This is a genomic window from Eleftheria terrae, assembly GCF_030419005.1.
Classification (GTDB): Bacteria; Pseudomonadota; Gammaproteobacteria; order Burkholderiales; family Burkholderiaceae_C; genus Caldimonas; species Caldimonas terrae.
In genome coordinates this window covers 298420-324073 of sequence record NZ_CP106952.1, presented here as the reverse complement: position 1 = coordinate 324073, position 25654 = coordinate 298420, and the positions used below count along the sequence as shown (strand labels likewise).

The window sequence follows — 25654 nt, the reverse complement described above, 5'->3', positions numbered from 1 at the left end:
ACGGCCTGCGGCGCTGCTGCCTGATTGTGGCCCGAGATGCATCGCCCGGCGCTGGCCCGGGACGCCGGCGCGCCGGCCCTGTCAGGGCGCCGGCCGGGGATGCCGCAGCGCGTGCTGCGCTTCCATGAAATGCAGCTGGGCGGTGCGGTCGTCCGGTTCCAGGCCGAGTTCGCCATGGCGGTGCGCCAGTGCCAGCGCCAGGTGGGCCTCGGGCAGTTCCTGCTCGGCGGCCCGTTCCAGCCAATGGCGGGCCTCTGCTTCGCGGGCCGGCCCGCCGGCCGGTGCCCGCAGGGCCTGCGCCAGCGCGAACTGGGCCTGCGGCAGGCCGGCTTGCGCCGCCATGACCAGCCAGCGCTCGGCGGCCGCTGCATCGGCCGGCACGCCGGGCGCGCCGCGCCGGTAGAGCAGGCCGAGGTGGTAGGCCGCTGCGGGCAGTCCCTCGTCCGCCGCGGCCTGCAGGTGGAGCAGCCCGGCCTGTACCGCACCGGCATCCGCGCCGGCCTGCAGCAGCAAGCGCTTGCCGGCGGCCAGCTCGGCCTGCGGGTCGCTGCCGCAGCCGAGCAGCAGGGCGGCGGAGCACAGGGTCAGCAGCCGGCGCATCATTGCTGCAGGTCGATCGCGTAGACCGCCAGGTTCTTGCCGCTGCCGTCGTCGTTGTTCACCACCGAGACCGTGCTCAGTCCGGCGGCGTGCGCCAGTGCCAGCTGCCCGGCTGCCGACTTGAACAGCACCCGCCCCTGCGTGGCGACCTTGCTGAAGCGCCAGCTGCGTGCCGACCCGTTGGCGGCCCGCGTCAGGTCGCGGTTGGCCTTGATGTAGGCAATCAGCACATCCCGGTTGGCGTCGGGCGAGGCGTAGACGGTCTTGCTGCCGTCCAGCCCGGGGAAGCCGCCGCCGCCGCTGGCCCGGTAGTTGTTGGTGGCGACGATGAACTGCGCATCGGCCGCGAGCGGCTGGCCCTTGTAGCGCAGCTCCTTGATGCGGCTGCCCACCGCTTGGGTCACGTCAATCTCGTAGCTCAGGTCGGGCGAGGTCAGCACGTCGAAGTTGTAGCCGGGGAAGCCGCTGATGAGCCACTGGTCGTCGCTGCGCGCCGGGTCGATCCGGTTGAAGCGCTGCGCGGCGGTCTCCAGCCAGGCGCGCAGTTCGCTGCCGCTGACCTTCACCGCATAGACCGTGTTCGGGTACAGGTAGAGGTCGGCCGCGTTGTTGATGGCGAGCTGGCCCTGCGCGACGTCGGTGTAGTCGCTGCCGCCGCCGAAGCCGCTCTTGAAGGGCGCGCTGACCGACAGCACCGGCAGGGCCGCGTACTGCGGCAGGTTGGCGGCGATGTAGTCGGCTACATAGGCCGCCTGCGCCTGGTTGACCACCTGGATGGCCGACACGTCGCCGACGTCGGCGAAATAGGTGTTCATGCGGAAGTCGGTGCTGCCGATCGGCGTCTTGACGTAGGCGATGGTGGCCTGGTGTTCCGCCTCGACGGCGCGGGCCACTTCCGGCGCGACCTCGACATAGCTCTTGTCAGCCTGCTGTGTCGAGCGTGCTTCCACCTGGGTGCGGTTGGTGTCGACCGACCACTTGCCGTCGTGGAAGACCAGCTCCAGCTTGATCAGCCCCAGATGCCGGCCCCAGTAGTTGGCCATGACGGTCGGCACGCCATGCACCGTGCCTCTGGCCTTGTCCACGCCCGGCAGGTTGAACTGCGGCACCGTGCTGCCGGGGTTGGGGAACACCTGGTGCGAATGGCCGATCAGCATCGCATCGATGCCGCCGCTGCGGGCCAGGTGCCAGCTGGCGTTCTCCATGTCCGGGTGGTAGGGCGAATCGTCCAGCCCGCCGTGCGCGATGGCCACCACCAGGTCGGCCCCCTGCGCCCGCATCTCGGGCACATAGCGTTGTGCCGACTCCACCACGCCGCGGGTGGCCACCTTGCCGTCGAGCCAGCGCTTGTCCCAGGCCATGATGGCCGGCGGCGTGAAGCCGATGATGCCGATGCGCACCGGCACCGCCACCGCGCGGCCGTCCGGGCCGGTGGCGGTGAAGGTCTTGGTGAGGATGCGCCACGGGCTGAACAGCGGTGCGCCACTCTTGAGGCTGACCACATTGGACAGCACCAACGGGAAGTCCGGGCCGGCGCAGGGCGTGCCGGCGGCCACGCCGTCCACCTCGAAGCGGCTGCCGGTCACCTGGTTCAGGAAGGGCAGGCCGTAGTTGAATTCATGGTTGCCGACACCGGCGCCGTCGTACTTCAGGGCGTTCATCACCTTGTACATGGCCAGCGTCTGGTCGCACGACAACGGCTTGACCAGTGCCTGGTAGTCGGCCAGTGCCGAGCCCTGGATGGTGTCGCCGTTGTCCAGCAGCACGTGGTTGGGATACTCCTTGCGGGCCTGCTGGATCAGCGTGGCCACCCGCTCGAAGCCGAGCGACTTGTCCTCGGCCAGGCGGAAGTAGTCGTAGCTGAGCACGTTGTTGTGCAGGTCGGTCGTCTCCAGCAGCGCCACCGTGGTGCGGGTGCCTTCGGCCACCGCCGGCGTCTCGCGCGGCGGCGTGCCGGAGCCGGAGCTTCCGCCGCCGCAGCCATGCAGCGTCAACAGGGCCAGCGCGGCGGTGCCGGCCAGGCGGGCAGTGGAGGGTCGGGTAGGGAGCACGGGGACCTCGTGAGTCAAAGACCGCGCAGTATTCACAGCCCACGTGAAGCGGGCATGACAGCGGCTGGGGTGCGGGGTGGCCGCTGGTGGGGGCGGAAAGGGGGTGGGACGGCCCGGGCACGCCTGCTCGGTACACTGCAAGACGCACATTCCCGTTCCCCGAGAAGGCTTCGCGTTTTGACAGACCACGACCGACCGCACGCAAGGAGAGGGCAGGGCCAGCCCGGCACCGGCAGGCGCGACCGCCCGGTGTTCGAGCGTGCCGGCGGCGCCATGGCGGCGCTGATGGCCGGCCACGACTGGGCCGCGACGCCGCTGGGCCCGCCCAGCGGGTGGCCGCCGTCGCTGAAGACGCTGGTCGGCGTGATGCTGGCCTCCACGCAGCCGATGTTCATGGCCTGGGGCCCTGGGCAGGTCTGGCTCTACAACGATGCCTTCGTGCCCATCCTGGGCCGCAAGCACCCGGCGGCGCTCGGGCAGCCGGCGTTGCAGGTGTGGGGTGAGGCGCGCGAGGCGCTACAACCGCTGTTCGACCGCGTGTTCTCCGGCGAGGCGGTGCACATGGAGGACTTTTCCCTGATGCTCGATCGCCATGGCCGGCTGGAGGAAGCGCACTTCGCCTTCTCCTACACCCCGGCGCGCGACGAGCAGGGCGAGGTGGCCGGCCTGTTCGGCGCCTGCATCGAGACCACCCGCCAGGTGCTGGCCGACCGCCGCCAGGCCGCCGCGCAGGAGCGCCAGCGCCGGCTGTTCCAGCAGGCGCCGGGCTTCATCGCGATCCTGCACGGGCCGCAGCACATCTTCGAGTTCGTCAACGATGCCTACACCCGGCTCGTTGGCCACCGCGACCTGATCGGCCGCAGCGTGCGCGATGCCTTTCCGGATGTGGCGGGACAGGGGTTCTTCGAGCTGCTGGACCAGGTGTATGCCACCGGGCGGCGCTACATCGCCGCCCAGGTACCGGTGCGCTTCCGGGGCGCCGATGCCGTGCCGGACGAGCATTACCTGGACTTCATCTACGAGCCCATCCTGGACGAGACGGGCCGCGTCGAAGGCATCTTCGTCGAGGGCCACGACGTCACCGAGGCCTGCCAGGCCCAGGCCGAGCTGCGCGCCAACGAGCGGCGACAGGCGCTGCTGGTCGAACTGGACGACCGGTTCCGCGACCTCAGCGAGCCGGCCGACCTGTCGTTTGCAGCGGCCGAGCTGCTGGGGCGATCGCTCGGTGTGAGCCGGGCCGGCTACGGCACCATCGACCCGGTGGCCGAGACGGTCGTCATCGAGCGCGACTGGAATGCCCCCGGCATCCGCAGCCTGGCCGGTGTGCTGCACCTGCGCGACTACGGCTCCTACATCGAGGACCTGAAGCGGGGCGAGACGGTGGTGTTCGCCGATGCCGAGCAGGACCCGCGCACCCAGGCCAATGCGGCGGCGCTCAAGGCGATCAGCGCGCAATCGGTGGTCAACATGCCGGTGACCGAGCAACGCGGCCTGGTGGCACTGCTGTACCTCAACCATGCCGCACCGCGGACCTGGTCGACCGAGGAGCTGGGCTTCATCCGCCAGGTGGCCGAGCGCACCCGCACGGCGGTGGCCCGGCGGCGGGCCGAGAAAGACCTGCTGGCCCTCACTGCGTCGCTGGAGCGGCAGGTGGCCGAGCGCACCGCCGAGCGCGACCGGGTGTGGCAGAACTCGCGCGACCTGCTGGTGGTCGTCGGGGCCGACGGCATCCTTCGCGCGGTGAACCCGGCCTGGACGGCCATCCTCGGCCATGAGCCGCATGAGGTGGTGGGCCGCAGCTTCCTGGAATTCGTCTGGCCCGAGGACGCGGTGCGGACGCAGGGTGGCCTCGACGAGGCCGCCCACGACAGCGACCTGACCGACTTCGAGAACCGCTACCGGCACCGCGACGGCACGCCGCGCTGGATTTCCTGGCACACCGCGGCCGAGGGCGAGCTGGTGTTTGCCTACGGGCGTGACGTCACCGCGCAGAAGGCGCAGGCCCGGGCCCTGCAACAGGCTGAGGAGGCCCTGCGGCAGAGCCAGAAGCTGGAAGCCATGGGCCAGCTCACCGGCGGCGTGGCGCATGACTTCAACAACTTGCTGGCGGTGGTGTCCAACAACCTCTACCTGCACCGGCGCCTGTCGCCGGCCTGCCATGACAGCCCGCAGCTGGCCGCGATTGCCCGGGCCACCGAGACCGGTGCGCGGCTGACGCGGCAGTTGCTGGCCTTTGCGCGCCGCCAGGCGATCCGCCCGGAGGCCATCCTGCTGCAGCGGGAACTGCCCGAGTTGCGGGAAGTGCTGCAGGCGACGCTGGGCGGGCAGGTGGAGATGCGCCTCGAAGTGGCGCCGGACACGCCGGCCCTGAAGGCCGACCGGTCCGAGCTGGAGCTGGCCATCATCAACCTGGCGATGAACTCGCGCGACGCGATGCCGGAGGGCGGGGTGCTGAGCATAAGGGTGCGGCCGGTGGCGGGTGCGGCGACCGATGGCCCGGGGCTGATCGCCATCGAGGTGGCGGACACCGGCCACGGCATCGCCCCCGAGTTGCTGTCGCGGGTGTTCGAGCCATTCTTCACCACCAAGGAACCCGGACGCGGCACCGGGCTGGGCCTGAGCCAGGTCTACGGCTTTGCATCGCAGGCCGGTGGCCGGCTGGAGATCGCCAGCGAGCCCGGCGTGTCGACCACCGTCACGCTGCTGCTGCCGGCCACCGGCGAGGCGGTGGCCGCCCCGCCGGCGGCGCGCACCGGCCATGCTGCACGGCTGCAGGCCAGCATCCTGCTGGTCGAGGACAACCCGGAAGTCGGCACCACCACCCGCGAGCTGCTCGAGGCCGCCGGCTGCGCCGTGCTGCACCTGGGCAACGGCGAACAAGCGCGGGCCCACCTGCTGTCGCCGCAGGGGCGGGGTGTCGACCTGGTGCTCAGCGACCTGGTGATGCCGGGGCCGGTCAGCGGGGTGGCGCTGGCGCGCTGGGTGGGCGAATCGCGGCCGGGGCTGCCGGTGCTGCTGGCCACCGGCTACAGCCGCGAAATGGCGGTGGCCACCGAGCAGGGCTACACGGTGCTGCAAAAGCCCGTGACACCGCAGGCGCTGATCGACGCAGTGCGGACCGCGCTCAGGCGCTGAGCAGCCGCCCGGCCACCGGCGGTCAACCGCCGGTGGCGATCTCGTAGAGCAGGTGCAGGTGCACCGCCGCATCGCCCTTGGCCACGTGGCGTGCATCGCGCCGGCCGCCCAGCCGCAGCGACGGCGTGAAGCAGAACACCTGCCCGGGCGCGAGCGGCCCATGCAGCGACACCGCCTCATCGAACAAGGCCTGGTCGAGTGCCGAGCCGGCAAAGGCCGGGTCGGTGAGCCATTCGCGGAAGAACTCGTCGAGCGACCAGGCGCACACCAGGGCGCTGCCCTCGCGGTCCTCGGGGTCGATGCAGGAGATGTCCTCGTCGGTCTCGGTCAGGCGGCGGTAGTAGAACAGCTTGCCGAAGGCCGAGACGGCGATTGGCAGCCGCGAGGGATCTTCCTCGTCGTACATCAGCCATTCGTAGAGGGCTGCCTTGTAGTCGTCGGGATTCACCAGCTGGAGCAGGCCGCCGGCATAGAGGCCGAAGCCGTGGACCGACCACAGCTCGAGCAGCGTGTCGGGCAGCAGCCCGCGGTAGCGGCGCAGCAGGGCGTCATCCGCCTTGACGAGGGGGCCGGAGGGCGGGCAGTGGTCGATGAAGGCCTGCAGGGCGATGGAGGAGCTCATGGTGGTGCGGGGCGGTGATGAAGGGGTGGGCCCGGGGATGAGGGCGGGAAGGGGCGCGATGCTGCCGATTTTCTCCACCGCGATGCCGGGCAGGAAAGCCGGCCGGCGGCCGCTCAGGGGCACGGATGGCGCCGTGCGTCCAGCACGGCCCGCCGCCTTCGCCGCACTGTCTCGCCGCTGATGCAACTCGCCGCCTTGGCCGCTTGACGCTCGACAGTGGTGAAGCGCCGCCGGGCCGGCCGCCTGCACCGCCCTACCCCGAACCCGCGTCATGGTTTTGAAAGACCGTGTTACTGGCCCAGACAATGATGCGCCTCAAGTTTCTTCATAATAATGAGAATCACTCTCATTGAGAGAGTTCGGGAACTGTCGAGGAGGAACGCGGTGTCGATCGATCATGAGCCCGAGGGGCTGGGCGGTGTGTTTGTCGCCCACCGGGCGCAGCTGAGGGGTGTGGCGCAGAAGATCACCGGGCAGCGCGAGCTGGCGGAGGACGTGGTGCAGGAGGCCTACCTCAAGCTGAGCGGAGCGGCCTCGGCGTTCTCGATCCAGCAGCCGCTGGCCTATTGTTTCCAGGTGGTGCGCAACCTGGCGATCGACTGCCGGCGCCGGCTGGCCCTGGAATCCACCGTGTTTGCCGATGAGGAAGACGGCCTGCACGTGCCGGCGGCCCAGGGCACGCCGGACGAATACGCCATCAGCCGCCAGAATCTGCAGATTGTCGACCGGGTGCTGGCCGGCCTGCCGGCCCGCACGCGCCAGGCCTTCGAGCTCTACCGGGTGGGCGGGCTCACGCAGCGCGCCATCGGCGAGCAGCTCGGCGTGTCGGCGGCGCTGGTCAACTCGATGATCCGCGATGCCACCCAAGCGCTGAGCGGTTGCCGGCACCTGCTGGCGCGTGGCTGAGAGGCCGGGCAGCGCCGCCAGGCGCGCCACTTAAAATCGATGCCCGAACAAGACGGTCCCTCGATCGTCTACATAGCCAGCAGCAATGCCAGCGACAGGAGGCCGGGCAGCCATGAGTACCGAAGAGCAAGACGACCCGCGGTGGGATGCCGCCTGGTCCTGGGTCATGCGCGAGCATGAGCATGCCCTGGGCGACGCGGAGCGGGCCGAACTGCAGGCCTGGCTGCAGGCCGACCCGGCCAACCGCAAGACCTACGACGCAGCCGCCCGCCTGTGGCTGCTCAGCGGCCTGGTGCCGCTGGCCCATGCCGAGGCCGCACCGCCGGCCGGGGATGACGAGCCGCAAGGCGGCAACGACGAGGACGGCGACGACAACTTGTCGTCCACCTGAGTCCCACTTCCTGCCAGCCCGTGCCGCCATGGCATGGGCTGCGCGTTCCTCTCCCTTCCTTCACGACTGCAACGGGACGCGGCCCGGGTGGGCCTGCGCCTGCCTGCCTCGAGGTCAGTGCTGGCCTGCTGCTGCATAGCTGCATAGCTGCATAGCTGCATAGCTGCATAGCTGCATAGCTGCATAGCTGCATAGCTGCATAGCTGCATAGCTGCATGGCTGCATGGCTGCATGGCTGCAGCTGTGCCGCCTTGCCATCAGGCCATCAGGCGCCAGGCCTAAACAACCGGTGGTCCCCAACCGTCATGTAGCTGGAGCAGCGCAAGGCACCCGCCACGGGTCGCCGGCTGCCCGTGTTCAACCTGCATGAGGAGGTCGCCATGTCGGCGAGTTGTTTCGATCGCGAGGACGGTGTGTTCCGCGTCCTGGTCAACCATGAAGAACAGTACTCCCTCTGGCCGGAGTGGAAGCCGGTACCGGGAGGCTGGCGCGACACCGGGGTGCAGGGCGACAAGAAGACCTGCCTGGAGCACATCGAGCAGGTCTGGACCGACATGCGCCCGCTGTCGCTGCGGCGCTGGATGGAAGCGCAGGCCACCGAGAGCCCGCTGCAGCAGTGACCGCCGTGCACGCTGCGCCGATCGACCTGCTGTGCCTGCCCTGCGCCGGTGCCAGCGCGACGATGTACCTGCGCTGGCGGCGCCATCTGCCGGCCTGGCTGCGAGTGGTCCCCGTGGAGCTGCCGGGGCGTGGGCTGCGGCTGGCCGAGCCGCCGGTGGAGGACTTCGACCGCCTGCTCGATCTCCTGTGCGAGGAACAGGCCGCCCGGCCGCCCGGCCGCCGGGCCCTGTTCGGCCACAGCATGGGCGCCCTGCTCGCGCACGGCATGGCGCGGCGGCTGGGAGCCTCGGCCCTGTTCGTCGCTGCCTGCGCGGCGCCGACGCAGCGTGACCCGCAGCGCTTTCCCGCCGGCGACGACGACGCCAGCCTGCTCGCCGACCTGAAGCGCCAGGGCGGCACGCCGCAGGAGGTGCTGGATCACCCCGAGCTGCTGGCGCTGGCGCTGCAGACCCTGCGGGCCGACTACCGGGTCTGCGCCAGCTACCGGCCCCTGCCGTCGCTGCCCCTTGGCTTGCCCGTGCACGTGCTGGCGGGCCGCGAGGATCGCATTGCACCGGCAGGCCTGCAGGCCTGGCGCCGCGAGGCCGGCGGGGTCTTCACCTTGCAGTGGTTCACCGGCGGGCACTTCTTCATCCGCGAGCAGGAAGAGCGGGTATTGCAAGCCCTGGTGGATGAACTGCTGCGCGACGACCGGTGCGCCGCCGGCCGGGCCAGCGTGGCCAACGGCTGATTCCCTTCTTTCCCCGCCGCCGGCCGGGCGCCGGCCACAAGGAGTTCACGCATGACACCATTCGAACGCACGGCACCTGCAGGGTCGGAGCTGCCGGTGCTCCTCACCCCATCCTGGGCCGGCGAGCCGCTGCTGGACACCTGTGCGCGCCTGGGCGCCGAGATCGAGTCCCGGCTGGCCGAGGTGGGCGGCGTGCTGCTGCGCGGTTTCTCGGTGCCGTCGGTGCAGCACTTCCAGCAGTTCGCGCTGTCCTTCGGCCATCCGCTGCTGTCGTACGAGTTCGCCTCGACGCCGCGCAGCAAGGTGGGCTCGGGCGTCTACACCTCCACCGAATACCCCGCGCACCAGCACATCCCGCTGCACAACGAGCAGGCCTACACGCGGGAATGGCCGATGAAGATCTGGTTCCACTGCGTGACGGCCTCGCCGGTTGGCGGCCAGACGCCCATTGCCGACAGCCGCGCCATCCTGCGGCGCATGCCCGAGCGCATCCGCCAGCTGTTCGAGCCCGGACTGCTGTACACGCGCAACTACGACGATTTCGACGTGCCGTGGCAGCAGGTCTTCAACACCGAGGACCGCAGCGCGGTGGAGGCCTTCTGCCGGCGCGCCCACATCCATTGCGAATGGAAGGACGACGGCGGCCTGCGCACGACCCAGCTGTGCCAGGCGGTGGAGACCCACCCGCGCACTGGCGAGCGGGTGTGGTTCAACCAGGGCCACCTGTTCCATGTGTCCAACCTGCAGCCCGAAGTGCGCGAGTCGCTGGAGGAGCTGTTCGGCATCGAGGGCCTGCCGCGCAATGTGTACTTCGCCGACGGCCGGCCGATCCCCGATGCGGTGTTCGACGAGGTGCGGGCGGTGCTGGCGGCGGAGACCGTCAGCTTCCGCTGGGAGGCCGGTGACGTGCTGATGCTCGACAACATGCTCGTCGCCCATGCGCGCGCGCCCTTCGAAGGGCCGCGCAAGGTGGTGGTGGCGATGGCCGAGCCGCACGGCAACCTGCCCCGCAACGAGATGCCGCGCGACGTCGCGGCGCAGGCGGCCTGATGCCGCGGCTTCCTTGCCATTGACCATGCACGACAAGCACCTGCCCCGTCCCACCGCCCGCCACATGGTGGCCCACCTGCGCTCGATGGCCGCCACGCGCGGCCCGGACACCGCGCTGATCGCGCTGTCGCAGGCCGGCGAGACCTGCCTCGACTATGCCGCGCTCGATCGCCGTGCGCGGGCCATCGCCGCCGAGCTGCAGGGCCGCTTCGCCGTCGGTGAGCGCGCCCTGCTGCTGCTGGACAACGACGAGCACTATGTGGCCGCCTTCTTCGCCTGCCTGTATGCCGGGCTGATCGCGGTGCCGGTGTTCCCGCCGGAGTCAGCGCGCGAACAGCACCTGGCCCGGCTGGTGGCCATCGCCGCCGACTGCGAGGCGGCCTGCGTGCTGGGCAGCAGCACCCTGCTCGCTTTGGTGGGCGAGCAGGTGCAGCGCCTGGCGCCGGCCTGCATCGCGGTGGACAGCGTGCCAGAGGCCCGCGCCGACGACTGGCGCGAGCATGCGCCGGCGGACGGTGACATCGCCTTCCTGCAGTACACCTCGGGCTCCACCGCGAGTCCCAAGGGCGTGATGGTGAGTCATGCCAACCTGATGGCCAATGAGCGCGCCATCGAGGCCAGCATGTCGGTGCGGGACGACGACGTGTTCGTGTCCTGGCTGCCGCTGTACCACGACATGGGCCTGATCGGCGGACTGCTGCAGGCGCTGTTCCGCGGGCTGCGGGTGGTGCTGATGAGCCCGCAGTACTTCCTGGAGCGGCCGGTGCGCTGGCTGCAGGCGATCTCGCGGCATCGCGGCACCATCAGCGGCGGGCCCGACTTTGCCTTCCGGCTGTGCCTGGAGCGTGTCAAGCCGGCCCAGCTCGAAGGGCTCGACCTGTCGAGCTGGCGCGTCGCCTTCTCGGGCGCCGAGCCGGTGCGGCATGACACACTGCAGGGCTTCGTCGAGCGTTTTGCGCCGGCCGGCTTCGCCGCTTCGGCGGTCTACCCGTGCTATGGCCTGGCCGAGGCCACACTGCTGGTGAGCGGCGGTGTGCGCGGCACCGGCATGGTGGCCTGCGGCTTTGACACCGCGGCGCTGGGGCAGGGCCGGGCCCGGCCGGTGGCGGCGCAGGGCAGCACGCTGGTGGCCTGCGGCGGCACGCCGCCGGAGCACCGGGTGCAGATCGTCGCGCCCGAAGGCGGGCAGCCGCTGCCCGACGGCGAGGTGGGCGAGATCTGGGTGGCCGGCCCCAGCATCGCAGGCGGCTACTGGCGCCGCCCCGAGGACAGCGCGGCCAGCTTCGTCGCGCACCCGGGCGGCCGCTGGCTGCGCACCGGCGACCTTGGCTTCTGGCACGACGGGCAGCTCTACATTGCCGGCCGGCTGAAAGACCTGATCATCCTGCGCGGCCGCAACCTCTATCCGCAGGACATCGAGCAGGCCGTGGAGGCCGAGGTGGAAGCCGTGCGCAAGGGCCGGGTCGCCGCCTTCGCGGTGCCTGGCGTGGACGGTGGCGAGGGCGTCGGCCTGGCGGCCGAGGTCTCGCGCGGGCTGCAGAAGCTGGTGCCCCCGGCGGCGCTGGTGGAGGCCTTGCAGCAGGTGGTCAGCGGTGTGTGCGGCGAGGCGGCGGCGGTGGTGGTGCTGCTGCAGCCCGGCGGCCTGCCCAAGACCTCCAGCGGCAAGCTGCAGCGCGCCGCCTGCCGCCGCCGCTGGCAGGACGGCAGCCTGGACGCCTATGCCATCCACGAGCACGGCCGCTTCACCCGCGGTGGCGATGCGTCCCCGGCCGCCGCAAGCGCGCCGCAGGGCGAGACCGAGCAGGCCCTGGCCGCGCTGTGGCAGCAGGTGCTGGGCGCCGCGCCGACGCGCGAGGCGCATTTCTTCAGCGCCGGCGGCAACTCCCTGCGGGCGGTGCGCCTGGCGGCGCGCATCGCCGGGCAGTGGGGCATCGACTGCCCGGCCCCGGTGGTATTCGAGCACCCGCGGCTGCAGGCGCTGGCTGCCGAGATCGATCGCCGCCGGACTGCCGGCGGTGGCAGCACGCCCGTGGCCATCCCCCGGCTGGCCCACCGCGACGGCCCGCTGCCCTTGTCGCCGGCCCAGCAGCGCCAGTGGTTCCTGTGGCAGTTGCAGCCGCAGGACAGCGCCTACCACCTGGGCGGCATGCTGCACCTGAAGGGCCAGCTCGACGTGGCCGCACTGCAGGCGGCGCTGGACGCGCTGGTGCTGCGCCATGAATCGCTGCGCACCGTGTTCGGCAGCGGCGCCGACGGGCGGCCGGTGCAGCGCATCCAGCCCACCGCGGCGGTGCAACTGGAGCAGCACGACCTGCGCAGCAGCCCGCCCGGGCAGGCCGGGTCCCAGGCGCGGGCGCTGCTGGAGCAGGCCTTCGACCTGACCCGCGGCCCGCTGCTGCGTGCCGCGCTGCAGCGGCTGGCGGAGGACGAGCACCGGCTGGTGGTGGTGATGCACCACATCGTGAGCGACGGGGCGTCGATGCAGATCCTGGTCGATGAATGGCTGGCCCTCTATGCCGCCGCCATCGCTGGCCAGCCCGCCGGCCTGGCACCGCTGCCGCTGCAGTACGCCGACCATGCGGCCTGGCTGCATGCCGGCGGCGCGCTCGGCCAGGCCGAGGAAGCCCGGCTGCTGGCCTACTGGCGGGCGCAGCTGGGCGACGAGCACCCGGTGCTGCGGCTGCCGGCCGACCGCCCGCGCGGCGCCGCAGGCAGCCAGCGCGCCGCCGCGCACACCTTCGCACTGCCGGCGGCCCTCGTCGCCGGGCTGCGCGGCACCGCGGCAGCGCAGGACGCCACCCTGTTCATGACGCTGCTGGCCGGCTTCCAGGCTTTGCTCCACCGCTGGAGCGGGCAGGCCGACCTGCGCATCGGCGTGCCGGCGTCCCGCCGCGACCGGCTGGAGGCCGAAGGCGTGATCGGCTTCTTCGTCGACACCCTGGTGCTGCGCAACCAGGTCCACGGCCGGCTGCCGCTGGCCCAGGTGCTGGCGCAGGCGCGTGTCGCGGCGCTCGGCGCGCAGTCGCATGCCGGATTGTCTTTCGACCGCCTGGTGGAGCTGCTGCAGCCGCCCCGCAGCCGCGAGCACACGCCGCTGTTCCAGGTCATGCACAACCATCGCGACGAGGCGGTGCGCGTGCTGCGCGCGGTGCCGGGGCTCGGCGTGGAGCTGCAGGCCTTCACCGAGCCGACCGCGCAGTTCGAGCTGGTGCTGGACACCGTCGAGCTGCCCGACGGCGGCGTGCAGGCCACGCTGACCTATGCGGGCGAGCTGTTCGAGCCGGCCACCATCGAGCGGCTGGCGCGCCACTACCGGACGCTGCTGCAGGCGCTGGCGCAGCAGCCCGGGCAGGCCGTGGCCGACGTGCCGCTGCTGGACGAGGCCGAGCTCGCGCTGCTGCGCCAATGGGGCGAAGCACCGGCGGCCACGATTGAGGCCGGCAGCCTGCCGGTGCACCACCTCATCGAGCAGCGCGCGGCGCACGCGCCGCAGGCACCGGCCCTGGTGTTCGGCGAGGAAGTGCTGACCTATGCCGAGCTGGATGCCCGTGCCGGCCGCCTGGCGCAGCGCCTGCTGGCCACTGGCCTGCCGGCCCAGGCGCGGGTGGGCCTGGCGGTGGAGCGTGGCATTGGCATGGTGGTGGCGGTGCTCGCCATCCTGAAGGCCGGCGCTGCCTATGTGCCGCTGGACCCGGCCTATCCCCGCGACCGGCTGGCTGGCATGGTGGCCGACAGCGGCCTGGACCTGTTGCTCGCCCAGGCTGCCGTGCGCGAGCGGGTGCCTGACAGCGGCGTGCCGGTGCTGGAGCTGGATGCCCCGGCCGCGGCGGCGGCCGATGCGGCCCGGCCGTTGCCTGCGGTGCACGGCCAGCAACTGGCCTATGTGATCTACACCTCCGGCTCCACCGGCCGGCCCAAGGGGGTGGCGGTGGCCCACCAGGCGCTGGCGGCCCACGTGCAGGCGGCCATCGGCTGGCTGGGCCTGGTGCCCGGGGACCGGGTGCTGCAGTTCGCCACGATCAGCTTCGACGCCTTCGTCGAACAGTGCTTCGCCACGCTGTGCGCCGGTGCCGCCCTCGTGCTGCGCGGCGAGGCGTTGTGGGACAGCGAGACCTTCCACCGCGAGCTGCTGGCACGGCGCATCAGCGTGGCCGACCTCACCACCGCCTACTGGCAGCTGCTGGTGCAGGACGCCGCCCGCCAGGGCCGGCGCGACTTTGGCGCGCTGCGGCTGATGGTGGCCGGCGGCGAGGCCATGACGGCGCCGGCCCTGGCCGCCTGGCGCGCGGCCATGCCGTCCACGGTGCGGCTGCTCAATGCCTATGGCCCGACCGAGGCGGTGGTGACTGCCTGCGCCTGGGCCTGCCCGGCGCAGGACGACGGCTGCCACGCCGAGCAGGCACCGCCCATCGGGCGGCCCCTGCCCGGCCGCCGGCTGCATGTGCTGGACGCCGAGCTGCAGCCGGTGCCACCCGGTGTGGCCGGCGAGCTGTACATCGGCGGCGCGCTGCTGGCCCGCGGCTACCTGCAGCGGCCGGGGCTGACGGCCGAGCGCTTCGTCGCCGACCCCTTCGATGTCGCGGGCGGCCGCCTCTACCGCAGCGGCGACCGGGTGCGCTGGCGAGCCGACGGGCAGCTGGAGCACCTGGGCCGGGTGGACGAGCAGGTGAAGATCCGCGGCCTGCGCATCGAGCCCGGCGAGCTGCGCGCCTGCCTGCTGGCCGAGCCTGGCGTGCAGGACGCGGCGGTGCAGGCCCTGCCCGGGCCGGCCGGCCTGCGGCTGGTGGCCTGGGTGGCGCCGCAGTCGCTCGATGCGGCCGCGCTGCGCGAGCGCCTCGCCGCACGCCTGCCGGAGCACCTGCTGCCCTCGGCCATCGTCGTGCTGCCGGCCCTGCCGCTGGGCCCCGGCGGCAAGCTGGACCGGCAGGCCCTGCCGGTGCCCGGCGGCGGCGACGACAGCCGCCACGAAGCGCCGCAGGGCGAGGCCGAAGCCGCCCTGGCCGCCTTGTGGGCCGAGGTGCTGGGCCTGCCGCGCGTGGGGCGACACGACAACTTCTTCGAGCTGGGCGGCCATTCGCTGGCAGCGGTGCAGGTAACGGCGCTGCTGCAGCAGCGCCATGGCTGCGAGCTGCCGGTGCGGCGCTTCTTCGAGCAGCCGACGCTGGCCGCGCTGGCGGCCGGCCTGCCCACCGACTGGTACCGGCAGGCCGCATCGCGCCAGGACCGCCTGGCCGAGATGGACCGCCTGTTGAACGACTTCGAGGCATGAGCCATGGCACTTGACGCACACCAGATCGCACGGCGTGTCGCCGCGCTGGACCCACAGGCGCGCCGCGCCTTCATCGACAAGCTGCAGGCCGCCGGCCTGAGCTTCGGCGAGCTGCCCATCGTGCCGGCCGGGCGCGACCGCGAGCTGCCGCTGTCCTATGCCCAGCGCAGCCTGTGGCTGACCTGGCAGCTGGAGCCGGCCAGCCCGGCCTACAACATGCCCGGCGCGCTGCGGCTGCGGGGCCGGCTGGACCCCGCCGCCCTGCAGCGCAGCCTGGACGCGCTGGCGGCGCGCCACGAGGCCCTGCGCAGCGTGGTGGAGCCGGGCGAGGGCGGCCAGCCGCGGCTGCGCGTGCTGCCGGCGGCATCGGTGGCGCTGCCGCAGGGCGACGCGGCCGACGAGGCCGACGCCCGCGCCCAGCTGCAAGCCTTTGCGCAGCAACCCTTCCGGCTCGATGCGGAACCGCCGCTGCGGGCGCGGCTGATCCGGCTCGGCGAGCAGCACCACCTGCTGGCGCTGACCCTGCACCACATCGCCGCGGACGGGTGGTCGCTGCGCATCCTGATCGACGAACTGCTGGCGTTCTATGCCGCCGAGCGCGCCGGGCAGGACAGCCCGCTCGCGCCGCTGCCCATCCAGTTTGCCGACTACGCGCTGTGGCAGCGCCACTGGCTGGAAGCAGGCGAGGCCGACCGGCAGCTGCAGTACTGGCGCGACCGCCTGGGCCAGGAGCATCCGCTGCTGGAGCTGCCGCTGGACCGCCCGCGCCAGGGCAGCGGCGAATCGCCCGAAGGCCGCCACGTCGTGCAGCTGCCGGCGCCGCTGAGCGAGCGGCTGCGCAGCCTGGCGCACGGGCAGGGCGCGACGCTGTTCATGGCCCTGCTGGCGCTGCTCAAGCTCGTGCTGTACCGCCACTGCGGCCAGCGCGACCTGCGCGTGGGCTCGCCCATCGCCCACCGCCAGCGCGCCGAGACCCGCGGCCTGGTGGGCTGCCTGACGCACCTGCAGGTGCTGCGCACGCAGCTCGATCCGCAGGCCGGCTTCGCCCAGCTGCTGTCGCAGGTGCGGCTGGCGGTGCTGGAGGCCCAGGCCCATCCCGAGCTGCCCTTCGACCTGCTGGTGGAAGCGCTGCAGCCGGAGCGCCAGCCGGGCGTGCATCCGCTGTTCCAGGTGAAGTGCACGCAGCAGGACGCACTGCCGGGGGCCCGAGAGGTGGCCGGCCTGGTGGTGGACGTGGTGGAGCTGTCCGGCGGCCGGGCGCACTTCGACCTGAGCTTCGACTTCACCGATCGGCCGGAGGGCGTCGAGGGCGTGTTCATCTACGCCCGGTCGCTGTTCGACGACGCCAGCATCGCCCGGCTGGCCGACAGCCTGCAGGCCCTGGCGCGCCAGGTGGCCGAGGCGCCCGAGGCACCGCTGTGCACGCTCACGCTGCCGCCGCCGCTGGCGCAGCTGCAGGGCGAGCCGCTGGCCGGCGCGGCCGAGGACGTGCTGGCGCTGTGGTCGCAATCGGTGGCCCGGCAGCCGCATGCGCCGGCGGTCTGCAGCGAGTCGCAGACGCTCAGCCATGCGGCGCTGGACGCCCAGGCCGAGCAACTGGCCGCCGAGCTGCAGTCGCTGGGCGTGGGGCCCGAGGTGCGGGTGGCGCTGCATGCGCAGCGCTCCTGCGAGTTCGTGCTGGGCGTGCTGGCGGTGCTGAAGGCCGGCGGCGCCTACGTGCCGCTGGACCCCCAGCTGCCGGCCGAACGCCTGGCCTACCAGTGCGCCGACAGCGGCGCCCGGCTGGTGCTGGATGCCGAGGGCGCGCCGTTCTGGGATCCGGCGCTGCCGGTGCGGCCGCTGGCGCTGCGGCCGCAGGCCACGGCCGGCACGGTGCGCCGGCCGCCGGCGCTGCACGGCGGCCAGGCCGCCTATGTCATCTACACCTCCGGCTCCACCGGCCAGCCCAAGGGGGTGGTGGTGACGCGCGAGGGCCTGGCGCAATACGTCCACGGCGTGCTCGACCGGCTGGCCCTGCCGGCGCAGGTGGGCAGCATGGCCATGGTGTCGACCGTGGCGGCCGACCTGGGCCACACCACCTTCTTCGGCGCGCTGTGCAGCGGCCGCTGCCTGCACCTGCCGGGCGCGGGCCGCGCCTTCGATCCCGACCGTTTCGCGCAGTACATGGCCGAGCACCGCATCGACGTGCTGAAGATCGTGCCCAGCCACCTGCAAGGGCTGCTGCAGGCCGCCCAGGCGGCCGAGGTGCTGCCGCGGCACACGCTGGTGCTGGGCGGGGAGGCCACAGCCTGGCCGCTGCTGGAGCGGCTGCAGTCGCTGCGGCCCGGCCTGCGGGTGCTGAACCACTACGGCCCCACCGAAACCACCGTCGGCATCCTCACCCAGCCGGCCGAGACCGCCTCGCGGCAGGCCGCGGCGCTGCCGCTGGGCCGGCCGCTGCCGCAGGCCGAGGCCCTGGTTCTGGATGCCGAGCTGCAGCCGGTGCCCGCCGGCACCGCCGGCGAGCTGTACCTGGGCGGCCCCGGCCTGGCGCGTGGCTACCAGGGCCGTGCCGGCCTGAGCGCGGAGCGCTTCGTGCCGCATCCTGGCGGCGCGGGCCGGCGGCTCTACCGCACCGGTGACCGGGCCCGCCTGCTGGCCGACGGCAGCCTGGAGTTCCTCGGCCGGCTGGACGACCAGGTGAAGATCCGCGGCTGGCGCGTCGAGCCGCGCGAGCTGCGCGCAGCATTGCTGTGCCTGCCGGGCGTGCGCGAGGCCGAGGTGGTGGTGGCGCGCAGCGACGACGGCCGCGCCCAGCTGCACGCCTATGTGGTGCCGCAGGCGCTTCAGCCGGCCGCCTTGCGCGAGGCGCTGGCCCGGCAACTGCCGGACCCCCTGCTGCCGGCCGCCATCGTGCCGCTGGCGGCGCTGCCGCTGACTGCCAATGGCAAGGTCGATCGCCGCGCGCTGCCTGCACCTGTTGCCGCCGGCGCCCGGGAATCGGCCGAGCCGCAGGGCGCGGTGGAGACCGCCCTGGCCCGCCTGTGGGCCGAGGTGCTGAAGCTGGAGCGGGTGGGGCGGCACGACAACTTCTTCGAGATCGGCGGCGACTCCATCCTCACGCTGCAGATCGTCGCCCGCGCCCGCAAGCAGGGCCTGCGCCTGATGCCGCGGCAGCTGATGGAGCTGCAGACGGTGGCACGCATCGCCGAGGCCATGGCCGCCGCCGCACCTGCGGCCATGCCCGCGGCGCCGCAGGCGGTGAGCCCGGCCCGGCCGCTGACGCCCATCCAGCGCTGGTTCTTCGCCCAGCCGATGACCGAGCGCCATCACTGGAACCAGTCGGTCCTGCTTGAGGTGGAGCCCGGCCTGGACGAGGCCCGTCTCGCCCGTGCGCTGGCCGCCCTGGTTGGCCGCCATGAAGCCGTGCGGCTGCAGTTCATCGAGGACCCGGCGCAACCGGGCGGATGGCAACAGCGCCTGCGGGCCGATGCCGCCGCCGCCTGGCGCTTCAGCCGCATCGACCTGACGCAGCAGGCCCAGCCGGCTGCCGCCATCGAGGCGGCTGGCGACGCGCTGCAGCGCGGCCTGCACCTGGCGCAGGGCCCGCTGCTGCAGGCGGCCTGGATGGACCTCGGGCCGCGGCGTCCGGGCCGGCTGCTGCTGGTGGTCCACCACCTGGTGGTGGATGCGGTGTCGTGGCGCGTGCTGCTGGAAGACCTGCGCGGCCTCTACGACGGCGTAGAACTGCCGGCGGCTGACGACACGCTGCACCGCTGGCAGCAGCGCCTGCAGGCCCACGCCGGCAGCGACGCGCTGCGCGCCGAGCTGCCGTACTGGCAGCAGGCCGACCAGCCCGATGCGCCGTGGCCGCAGGACGTGGCGGAGGGCGACAACAACGCCGGCTCGCTGCGCAGCGTGACGCTGTCTCTCGACCCAGCCCGTACTGCCCGCCTGCTGGGCGAGGTGGCGCGCCGCCATCGCGCACAGGTGGACGAGCTGCTGCTGTGCGCCCTGGCCCGCTGCCTGTGCGACTGGTGCGGCCAGGACAGTGTGCGCCTGGAGCTGGAAGGCCACGGCCGCGAAGACCTGTTCGACGAGCTGGACCTGAGCCGCTGCGTCGGCTGGTTCACCAGCCTCTACCCGGTGCGGCTGGCGCCCCGGGACGGCTGGGCCGACAGCGTCGCGGCCATCAAGGCGCAGCTGCGTGGCGTGCCGGGCCGCGGCCTGGGCCACGGCCTGCTGCGCCAGGTGGCCGGCCTGCTGCCCGAGGCGCCCGCGCCCGGCTTGAGCTTCAACTACCTGGGTCGCATCGATGCCGACGGCGGCGGGGCCTGGCGCCTGGCCAGCGAGCCGGCCGGCCGGGAGCGTGCCCCCGACAGCCCACGGCGCAGCCTGTTCGACCTGCAGCTGCGCGTGCAGGACGGCTGCCTGCAGATCGAATGGGGCTACAGCACCCACCGTCACCGGCCGGCCACCGTGCAGGCGCTGGCCGAGCGCTACCTGGCGCAGCTGCAGGCCCTGGTGGAAGACCGCGGCGCCGGCCTGCTCACGCCGGCCGACCTGCCGCTGGCCGGGCTGCCGGCTGCCGAGCTGGCGGCGCTGCCCTTGCGCGCGGACGCGGTCGAGGACCTCTACCCGCTGTCGCCGATGCAGCAGGGCCTGCTCTTCCACAGCCTGCTCGACCCGCAGGACGACGCCTATGTGAACCAGCTGCGGGTGGACATCGACGGCCTCGACCTGGCGCGGTTCCGCGCCGCCTGGCAGGCCACGCTCGCGCAACACGAGATGCTGCGCACCGGCTTCCTGGCCGCCTCGCAGCACGCCGGCCTGCGCGAGCCGCTGCAGTGGGTGGCGCAGGCGGCCGCGGTGGCCCTGCCCTGGGAAGAACACGACTGGCGTGGCCGCGCCGACCTGGCCGAGGCGCTGGACGCGCTGGCTGCCGGGCAGGTCCGCCGCCCCTTCGACATCACGCAGCCGCCGCTGATGCGGCTGGTGCTGGTGCGCACCGGCGAGCGCCGGCACCACCTGGTCTGGACCCGCCACCACGTGCTGATGGACGGCTGGAGCACCTCGCTGCTGCTGGGCGAGGTGCTGGCCCGCCATGCCGGCCAGCCGGTGGCGGCACCGGCCGGCCGCTACCGCGACTACATCGCCTGGCTGCAGGCGCGCGATGCGCCAGGCTCGCTGGCCTGGTGGCGCGAGGCGCTCAAGCCGCTGGAGGCGCCCACCCGCCTGGCCGACGCGCTGCCGCCGCCGGCGCCGTGCACCGGCCATGGCGAGCACACGGTGGCGCTCGAGGCCAGCCTGGCCCAGCGCCTGCACGTCGTGGCGCGGGCCGAACGGGTCACGCTCAACACGCTGGTGCAGGCCGCCTGGGCCCTGCTGCTGCAGCGGCACACCGGCCAGCGCACGGTGGCCTTTGGCGCCACGGTGGCTGGCCGCCCGGCCGAGCTGCCGGGTGCCGGGCACTGGCTGGGGCTGTTCATCAACACGCTGCCGGTGCTCGCCGGCCCGCAGGAAGGGCAGCGCGTGGGCGACTGGCTGCGCGAGCTGCAGGCGGCCAATGTGGCGGCTCGCGAGCACGAGCAGACGCCGCTGTACGAGATCCAGCGCTGCGCCGGCCAGGCCGGCCGCGCCTTGTTCGACACGCTGGTGGTGTTCGAGAACTACCCGCTGGCCGACGCGCTGCGCGCAGCGCCGGCGGGCTTGTCCTTCGGCGCCATCCGCCATCGCGACGAGACCCACTATCCGCTCACCCTCACCGTGCTGCTGCCCGGCGACGCAACGGCGGGCCTGGAGTGCCGCTTCGGCCATGCCCGCGACGCCTTCGACGGCCCCACCGTGCAGCGGCTGGCCCAGCGCTTCGTGCAGCTGCTGGCGGCGCTGGCCGATGGCGTGGCCGGCCGCATCGGGGAGCTGCAGATGCTGCCCGCGGAGGAGCAGTCGGCCGTCCAGCGCTGGGGCACCAATGCCGAGCGCCAGCCGGCCGAGTGCACCGTGCACCGGCTGATCGAGCAGCAGGCGGCCCGCACGCCGCAGGCCACCGCGCTCGTGTACGGCGAGCAGGTGCTGAGCTACCAGGCGCTCAACGCCCGGGCCAACCGGCTGGCGCACCGGCTCATCGCCGCAGGCGTGCGGCCGGAAGCCCGCGTGGGCGTGGCGCTGGAGCGCTCGGTGGAGATGGTGGTGGGGCTGCTCGCCATCCTGAAGGCCGGCGCAGCGTATGTGCCGCTGGACCCGCAGTACCCGCCGGAGCGCCTGGCCGACATGGTGGCCGACAGCGGCATCACGCTGCTGCTCACGCAGTCGTGGCTGCGCGAGCAGGTGGCGACGCTGGGCGTGCCGGCGCTGCTGGAGCTGGATGCCCTGGCCCTGGCCGCCGAGCCCGCGCATGACCCGCGGCTGGCGGTGCACGGCGAGCAGCTGGCCTACGTGATCTACACCTCCGGCTCCACCGGCCGGCCCAAGGGCGTGGGCAACCGCCACCGCTCGCTGCACAACCGGCTGGCCTGGATGCAGCAGGCCTACGGCCTGGCGGCGGGGCACGTGGTGCTGCAGAAGACGCCCTACAGCTTCGACGTCTCGGTCTGGGAGTTCTTCTGGCCGCTGATGCAGGGCGCCTGCCTGGCGGTGGCGCCGCCCGACGACCACCGCGACCCGGCCCGGCTGCTCGCGCTGATGCGCCGGCACCGCGTCAGCACGCTGCACTTCGTGCCCTCGATGCTGCAGGCCTTCCTGGCCCACCTGGGCGCCCATGGCGAGGCGGTGCAGGACCTCGCGCTGCGGCACATCATCTGCAGCGGCGAGGCGCTGCCCGCCGAGGCGCAGGCCGAGGTGTTCCGCCGCCTGCCGGGCGTGGCGTTGCACAACCTCTACGGCCCCACCGAGGCCGCCATCGACGTGACGCACTGGACCTGCGTGGACGAGGGCCGCAGCAGCGTGCCCATTGGCCGGCCCATCGCCGACACCCAGGCGCTGGTGCTCGATGCGGCGCTGCAGCCGGTGCCGGCGGGCGTGGCCGGCGAGCTGTACCTGGGCGGCATCGGCCTGGCCCGTGGCTACCAGAGCCGCCCGGGCCTGACGGCCGAACGCTTCGTGGCGCACCCCTGGGTGGCGGGCGAGCGGCTCTACCGCACTGGCGACCTGGTGCGCTGGCGCGAGGACGGGCAGCTCGACTACCTCGGCCGGCTCGACCATCAAGTGAAGATCCGCGGCCTGCGCATCGAGCTGGGCGAGATCGAGGCCCGCCTGCTGGCCCAGCCTGGCGTGCGCGAGGCGGTGGTGGTGGCGCGGCCCGGTGCGGGCGGCCCCCGGCTGGTGGGCTATGTGTCGCCGCGTGCCGGCGCGGTGCTCGATGCCGCACTGCTGCGCCAGCGCCTGGCCGCGGCCCTGCCCGAATACATGGTGCCCGCCACGCTGGTGCTGCTGCCCAGCCTGCCGCTGAATGCCAACGGCAAGGTGGACCGCCAGGCGCTGCCCGCGCCCGAGATCGCCGCGCTGGACGGCTCGCAGGCCCCACGCGGCGAGCTGGAGACCCGGCTCGCCGCCCTGTGGGCCGAGCTGCTGGAGCTGCCGGAAGTGGGCCGCGCCGACGACTTCTTCGAGCGCGGCGGCCATTCGCTGCTCGCCACCCGGCTGGTGGCGCGGGTGCGGGCCGCCTGGGGGGTGGAGCTGCCCCTGCGCGAGGTGTTCGCCCATCCGACGCTACAGGCCCTGGCCCGGCGCATCGCCGAGGCGCAGGCCGCGCCGGCGGGCACGGCGGTGGAGGCGGCGCCGCAGCCGGTGCCGCGGCGTGCCGCGATGGCCTTGTCGCCGGTGCAGCGGCGGCTGTGGCTGGTGGACCGGCTGCAAGCCGGCGGCGATGCCGCCGCACGCGCGGCCTACCACATGGCGGCAGCCCTGCGGCTCGAAGGCCGGCTCGACGAAGCCGCCCTGCAGGCGGCGCTCGACGCCATCGTGGCCCGCCATGAAGTGCTGCGCACCGCCTACCCGGAAGACGATGAAGGCGACCCGGTGGCCGTGATCGCGCCGGCTGCGCCGCTGCCCATCGAGCGGCATGAGCTGTCGGCGCTGGCCGGCGAGGCCCAGGCCGCGGCCGTGCAGCAGGCGCTGGCCGCACAGGTCGCCCAGCCCTTCGACCTGGCCCGCGGCCCGCTGCTGCGGGTGGCCCTGCTGCGGCTGGCGCCGCAGCGGCATGTGCTGGGGCTGTGCGTGCACCACCTGGTGTTCGACGGCTGGTCGCAATCGGTCTTCATGCGCGAGTTCGCGGCCCACTACGAGGCCGCTGCCGCCGGCCGGGCCGCGCCGCTGCCGCCGCTGCCGCTGCAGTACGCCGACTTTGCCGACTGGCAGGCGCGCCGCCTCGCCCCCGAGGCGCTGGCCCGCCATGCCACGTTCTGGCGCGGCTACCTGGCCGGCGCGCCGGCCGCCTCGACGCTGCCGGCCGACCCCGCAGCGTCCGGCAACGCATCGTCCGGCGGCGACGCGGTGAGCCTGGCCCTGCCGGTGGCCGTGCTGCAGCCGCTGCAGGCCCTGGCCCGCCAGCACGAGTGCAGCCTGTACACCGTGCTGCTGGCCGCCTTCCTGTGGCTGGTGCACCAGGAGGCGCAGGCCGACGACCTGGTCATCGGCACCGACGTGGCCGGCCGCGGCCACCGCGAGCTGGAAGACCTGATCGGCTTCTTTGTCAACGTGGTGCCGCTGCGCTCGCGCCGCACGCCCGGCCTTGGCTTCAGCCAGTGGCTGGGACAGGTGAGGGACGGCGTGCTGGCCGCCTTCGAGCACCAGGACGTGCCCTTCGACCAGATCGTGGAGCTGGCCGGCCTGCCGCGCGGGCGCGGCCGGGCGCCGCTGGTGCAGCTGCTGTTCGTGCTGCAGAACACGCCGCCGGCCCGGCTCGAACTGCCCGCGCTGCGCATCGAGCCACAGGCCCTGCCGGCCCGCCACGCCAAGTTCGACCTGGCGGTGTTCGCCGAGGCCGGCGCCGACGGCCTGCGGGCCGAATGGGTCTACCCCGCCGCGCGCTACCGGCGCGCCACCGTGGAGCGCCTGGCCGCCGACTGGGGCGAGCTGCTCGCGCGGGTGGCGGCCCGCCCCGACGAGCCGCTGGAGCGCCCTCCGCTGGATCGCCCGACTGATCCTCTGCCTTCTTCCAAGGACCCGAGCATGACCACCGACACCCCTTCCCGGACCCCCAAGTCCCACAAGCTCGACAAGCTGCGCCAGCTCGCCGCGGCTGGCGGTGCCGCGGCCGCGGTGCCGCCGCGGCCGGCGGTGCGCACCTCCTTCCTGGCCCCCGGCCGCGAATTCCCCATCGTGGTGGAGCCGGCCGGCCGCGATCTCGACCCGGTGGCCTGGGCGCACGAGCAGCGCGGCTGGGTCGAGGCGCAGCTGGCCCGCCATGCGGGCATCCTGTTCCGCGGCTTCGGGCTGCGCACGCCGCAGGACTTCGAGGCCTTTGCCGAGGCCATCGAGCCGCAGCTCTACGGCAGCTACGGCGACTTGCCCAAGAAGGAGGGCGGCCGCAACACCTATCGCTCCACACCCTACCCGGAGCGGCAGATGATCCTGTACCACAACGAAAGCTCCCACCTGGAGCGCTGGCCGCGCAAGCAATGGTTCTTCTGCGAGCTGCCCTCGCCGGTGGGCGGCGCCACGCCCATCGTCGACGGCCGCGAGATGCTGCGCCGCCTGCCGGTGAGCCTGGTGCGCACGCTGGAGCGCCAGCAGCTGCTGTACGTGCGCACCTTCACCCGGCGCCTGGACGTGAGTTGGCAGGACTTCTTCAAGACCGAGCAGCGGGCCGAGGTGGAGGCGCGCCTGGCCGCGGCCGGCATCGAATGGCGCTGGCTCGGCGAGGACGAGCTGCAGACCCGCACCCGCTGCCCGGCCGTCATCACCCATCCGGTCACCGGCGAGCGCGTCTTCTTCAACCAGATGCAGCTGCACCACGTCAGCTGCCTGGAGCCCGACGTGCGCGAGGACCTGCTGGCCATGGTGGGCCTGGAGCGCATGCCCCGGCATGTCTACTGGGGCGACGGCTCGCCCATCGACGACGAGGTGATGGCCCTGATCGGCCGCACCTATGAGGAGTGCGCGGTGCGCTTCGACTGGCGCCAGGGCGACGTGGTGATGCTCGACAACATGCTCGCCGCCCACGCCCGCGACCCCTATGAAGGCCCGCGCAAGATCGTCGTCGCCATGGGCGCGATGTTCGAGCGCTCGGCCCTGGACGCCAACGATCCCCCGTCCGGCGCCGCCACCGCCGCCGAACCGCAAGCCCTGCAGGAGTGAGCCC

General features: G+C 73.1%; 11 protein-coding genes. 8 read left to right on the top strand and 3 right to left on the bottom strand.

The annotated features are described in order from the left end of the window. Positions 1–81 precede the first annotated feature (81 nt). Together N7L95_RS25610 and N7L95_RS25605 are read right to left on the bottom strand one after the other, a co-directional pair. The gene (locus N7L95_RS25610; RefSeq protein WP_301260453.1) at positions 82–603 is read right to left on the bottom strand and encodes a tetratricopeptide repeat protein; all 522 of its coding nucleotides are present in this window, start codon (positions 601–603) and stop codon (positions 82–84) included. Then, on the bottom strand, positions 600–2651 hold the full coding sequence (locus N7L95_RS25605) for a bifunctional 2',3'-cyclic-nucleotide 2'-phosphodiesterase/3'-nucleotidase (RefSeq protein WP_301260452.1): 2052 nt from the start codon (positions 2649–2651) through the stop codon (positions 600–602). Before N7L95_RS25605 ends, N7L95_RS25610 begins: the two co-directional genes overlap by 4 nt. Positions 2652–2900: 249 nt before the next feature. Between N7L95_RS25605 and N7L95_RS25600 the strand changes: the two genes are divergently transcribed. Next, positions 2901–5786 carry a PAS domain-containing protein gene (locus N7L95_RS25600; protein WP_301260451.1) on the top strand — a complete coding sequence of 962 codons (2886 nt, stop codon included), beginning with the start codon at positions 2901–2903 and terminating at the stop codon, positions 5784–5786. 22 nt (positions 5787–5808) lie between these two features. Here N7L95_RS25600 and N7L95_RS25595 read toward each other — a convergent pair whose 3' ends face one another. Beyond that, entirely contained in the window at positions 5809–6408 is a 600-nt protein-coding gene (locus N7L95_RS25595) for a GAD-like domain-containing protein (RefSeq protein WP_301260450.1), read from the bottom strand. Positions 6409–6792: 384 nt separating this feature from the next. On the opposite strand from N7L95_RS25595, the gene N7L95_RS25590 reads away from it, so the two are divergent. From N7L95_RS25590 to N7L95_RS25560, 7 genes are all read left to right on the top strand, one after another. After that, positions 6793–7314: a sigma-70 family RNA polymerase sigma factor gene (locus N7L95_RS25590; RefSeq protein WP_301260449.1), complete on the top strand. Its 522-nt coding sequence runs from the start codon at positions 6793–6795 to the stop codon at positions 7312–7314. A 112-nt stretch (positions 7315–7426) separates the two neighbouring features. Further along, positions 7427–7705, top strand: coding sequence for a FecR/PupR family sigma factor regulator (locus N7L95_RS25585; RefSeq protein WP_301260448.1), 279 nt, complete (start codon positions 7427–7429; stop codon positions 7703–7705). Positions 7706–8085: 380 nt separating this feature from the next. After that, positions 8086–8325, top strand: a complete 240-nt coding sequence (locus N7L95_RS25580) for an MbtH family protein (RefSeq protein WP_301260447.1) — start codon at positions 8086–8088, stop codon at positions 8323–8325. A gap of 5 nt (positions 8326–8330) precedes the next feature. After that, a complete protein-coding gene (locus tag N7L95_RS25575; RefSeq protein WP_301260446.1) occupies positions 8331–9056 on the top strand; it encodes a thioesterase II family protein in 726 nt (241 codons plus the stop codon). Positions 9057–9107: 51 nt separating this feature from the next. Further along, the gene (locus tag N7L95_RS25570) at positions 9108–10106 is read left to right on the top strand and encodes a TauD/TfdA family dioxygenase (RefSeq protein ID WP_301260445.1); all 999 of its coding nucleotides are present in this window, start codon (positions 9108–9110) and stop codon (positions 10104–10106) included. Positions 10107–10131: 25 nt separating this feature from the next. Further along, positions 10132–15375, top strand: a complete 5244-nt coding sequence (locus tag N7L95_RS25565) for a non-ribosomal peptide synthetase (RefSeq protein WP_301260444.1) — start codon at positions 10132–10134, stop codon at positions 15373–15375. Between the two features lie 3 nt (positions 15376–15378). Then, positions 15379–25650 (top strand): non-ribosomal peptide synthetase, encoded by a 10272-nt coding sequence (locus tag N7L95_RS25560; protein WP_301260443.1) that lies wholly within the window; start codon positions 15379–15381, stop codon positions 25648–25650. Positions 25651–25654 lie beyond the last annotated feature (4 nt).

Excerpts from the sequence above, each read along its gene's own strand:
- N7L95_RS25595 (WP_301260450.1), bottom strand. The coding sequence starts at position 6,408 with ATGAGCTCCTCCATCGCCCTGCAGGCCTTCATCGACCACTGCCCGCCC.
- N7L95_RS25580 (WP_301260447.1), top strand. The coding sequence starts at position 8,086 with ATGTCGGCGAGTTGTTTCGATCGCGAGGACGGTGTGTTCCGCGTCCTG.
- N7L95_RS25585 (WP_301260448.1), top strand. The coding sequence starts at position 7,427 with ATGAGTACCGAAGAGCAAGACGACCCGCGGTGGGATGCCGCCTGGTCC.
- N7L95_RS25565 (WP_301260444.1), top strand. The coding sequence starts at position 10,132 with ATGCACGACAAGCACCTGCCCCGTCCCACCGCCCGCCACATGGTGGCC.
- N7L95_RS25570 (WP_301260445.1), top strand. The coding sequence starts at position 9,108 with ATGACACCATTCGAACGCACGGCACCTGCAGGGTCGGAGCTGCCGGTG.
- N7L95_RS25560 (WP_301260443.1), top strand. The coding sequence starts at position 15,379 with ATGGCACTTGACGCACACCAGATCGCACGGCGTGTCGCCGCGCTGGAC.
- N7L95_RS25610 (WP_301260453.1), bottom strand. The coding sequence starts at position 603 with ATGATGCGCCGGCTGCTGACCCTGTGCTCCGCCGCCCTGCTGCTCGGC.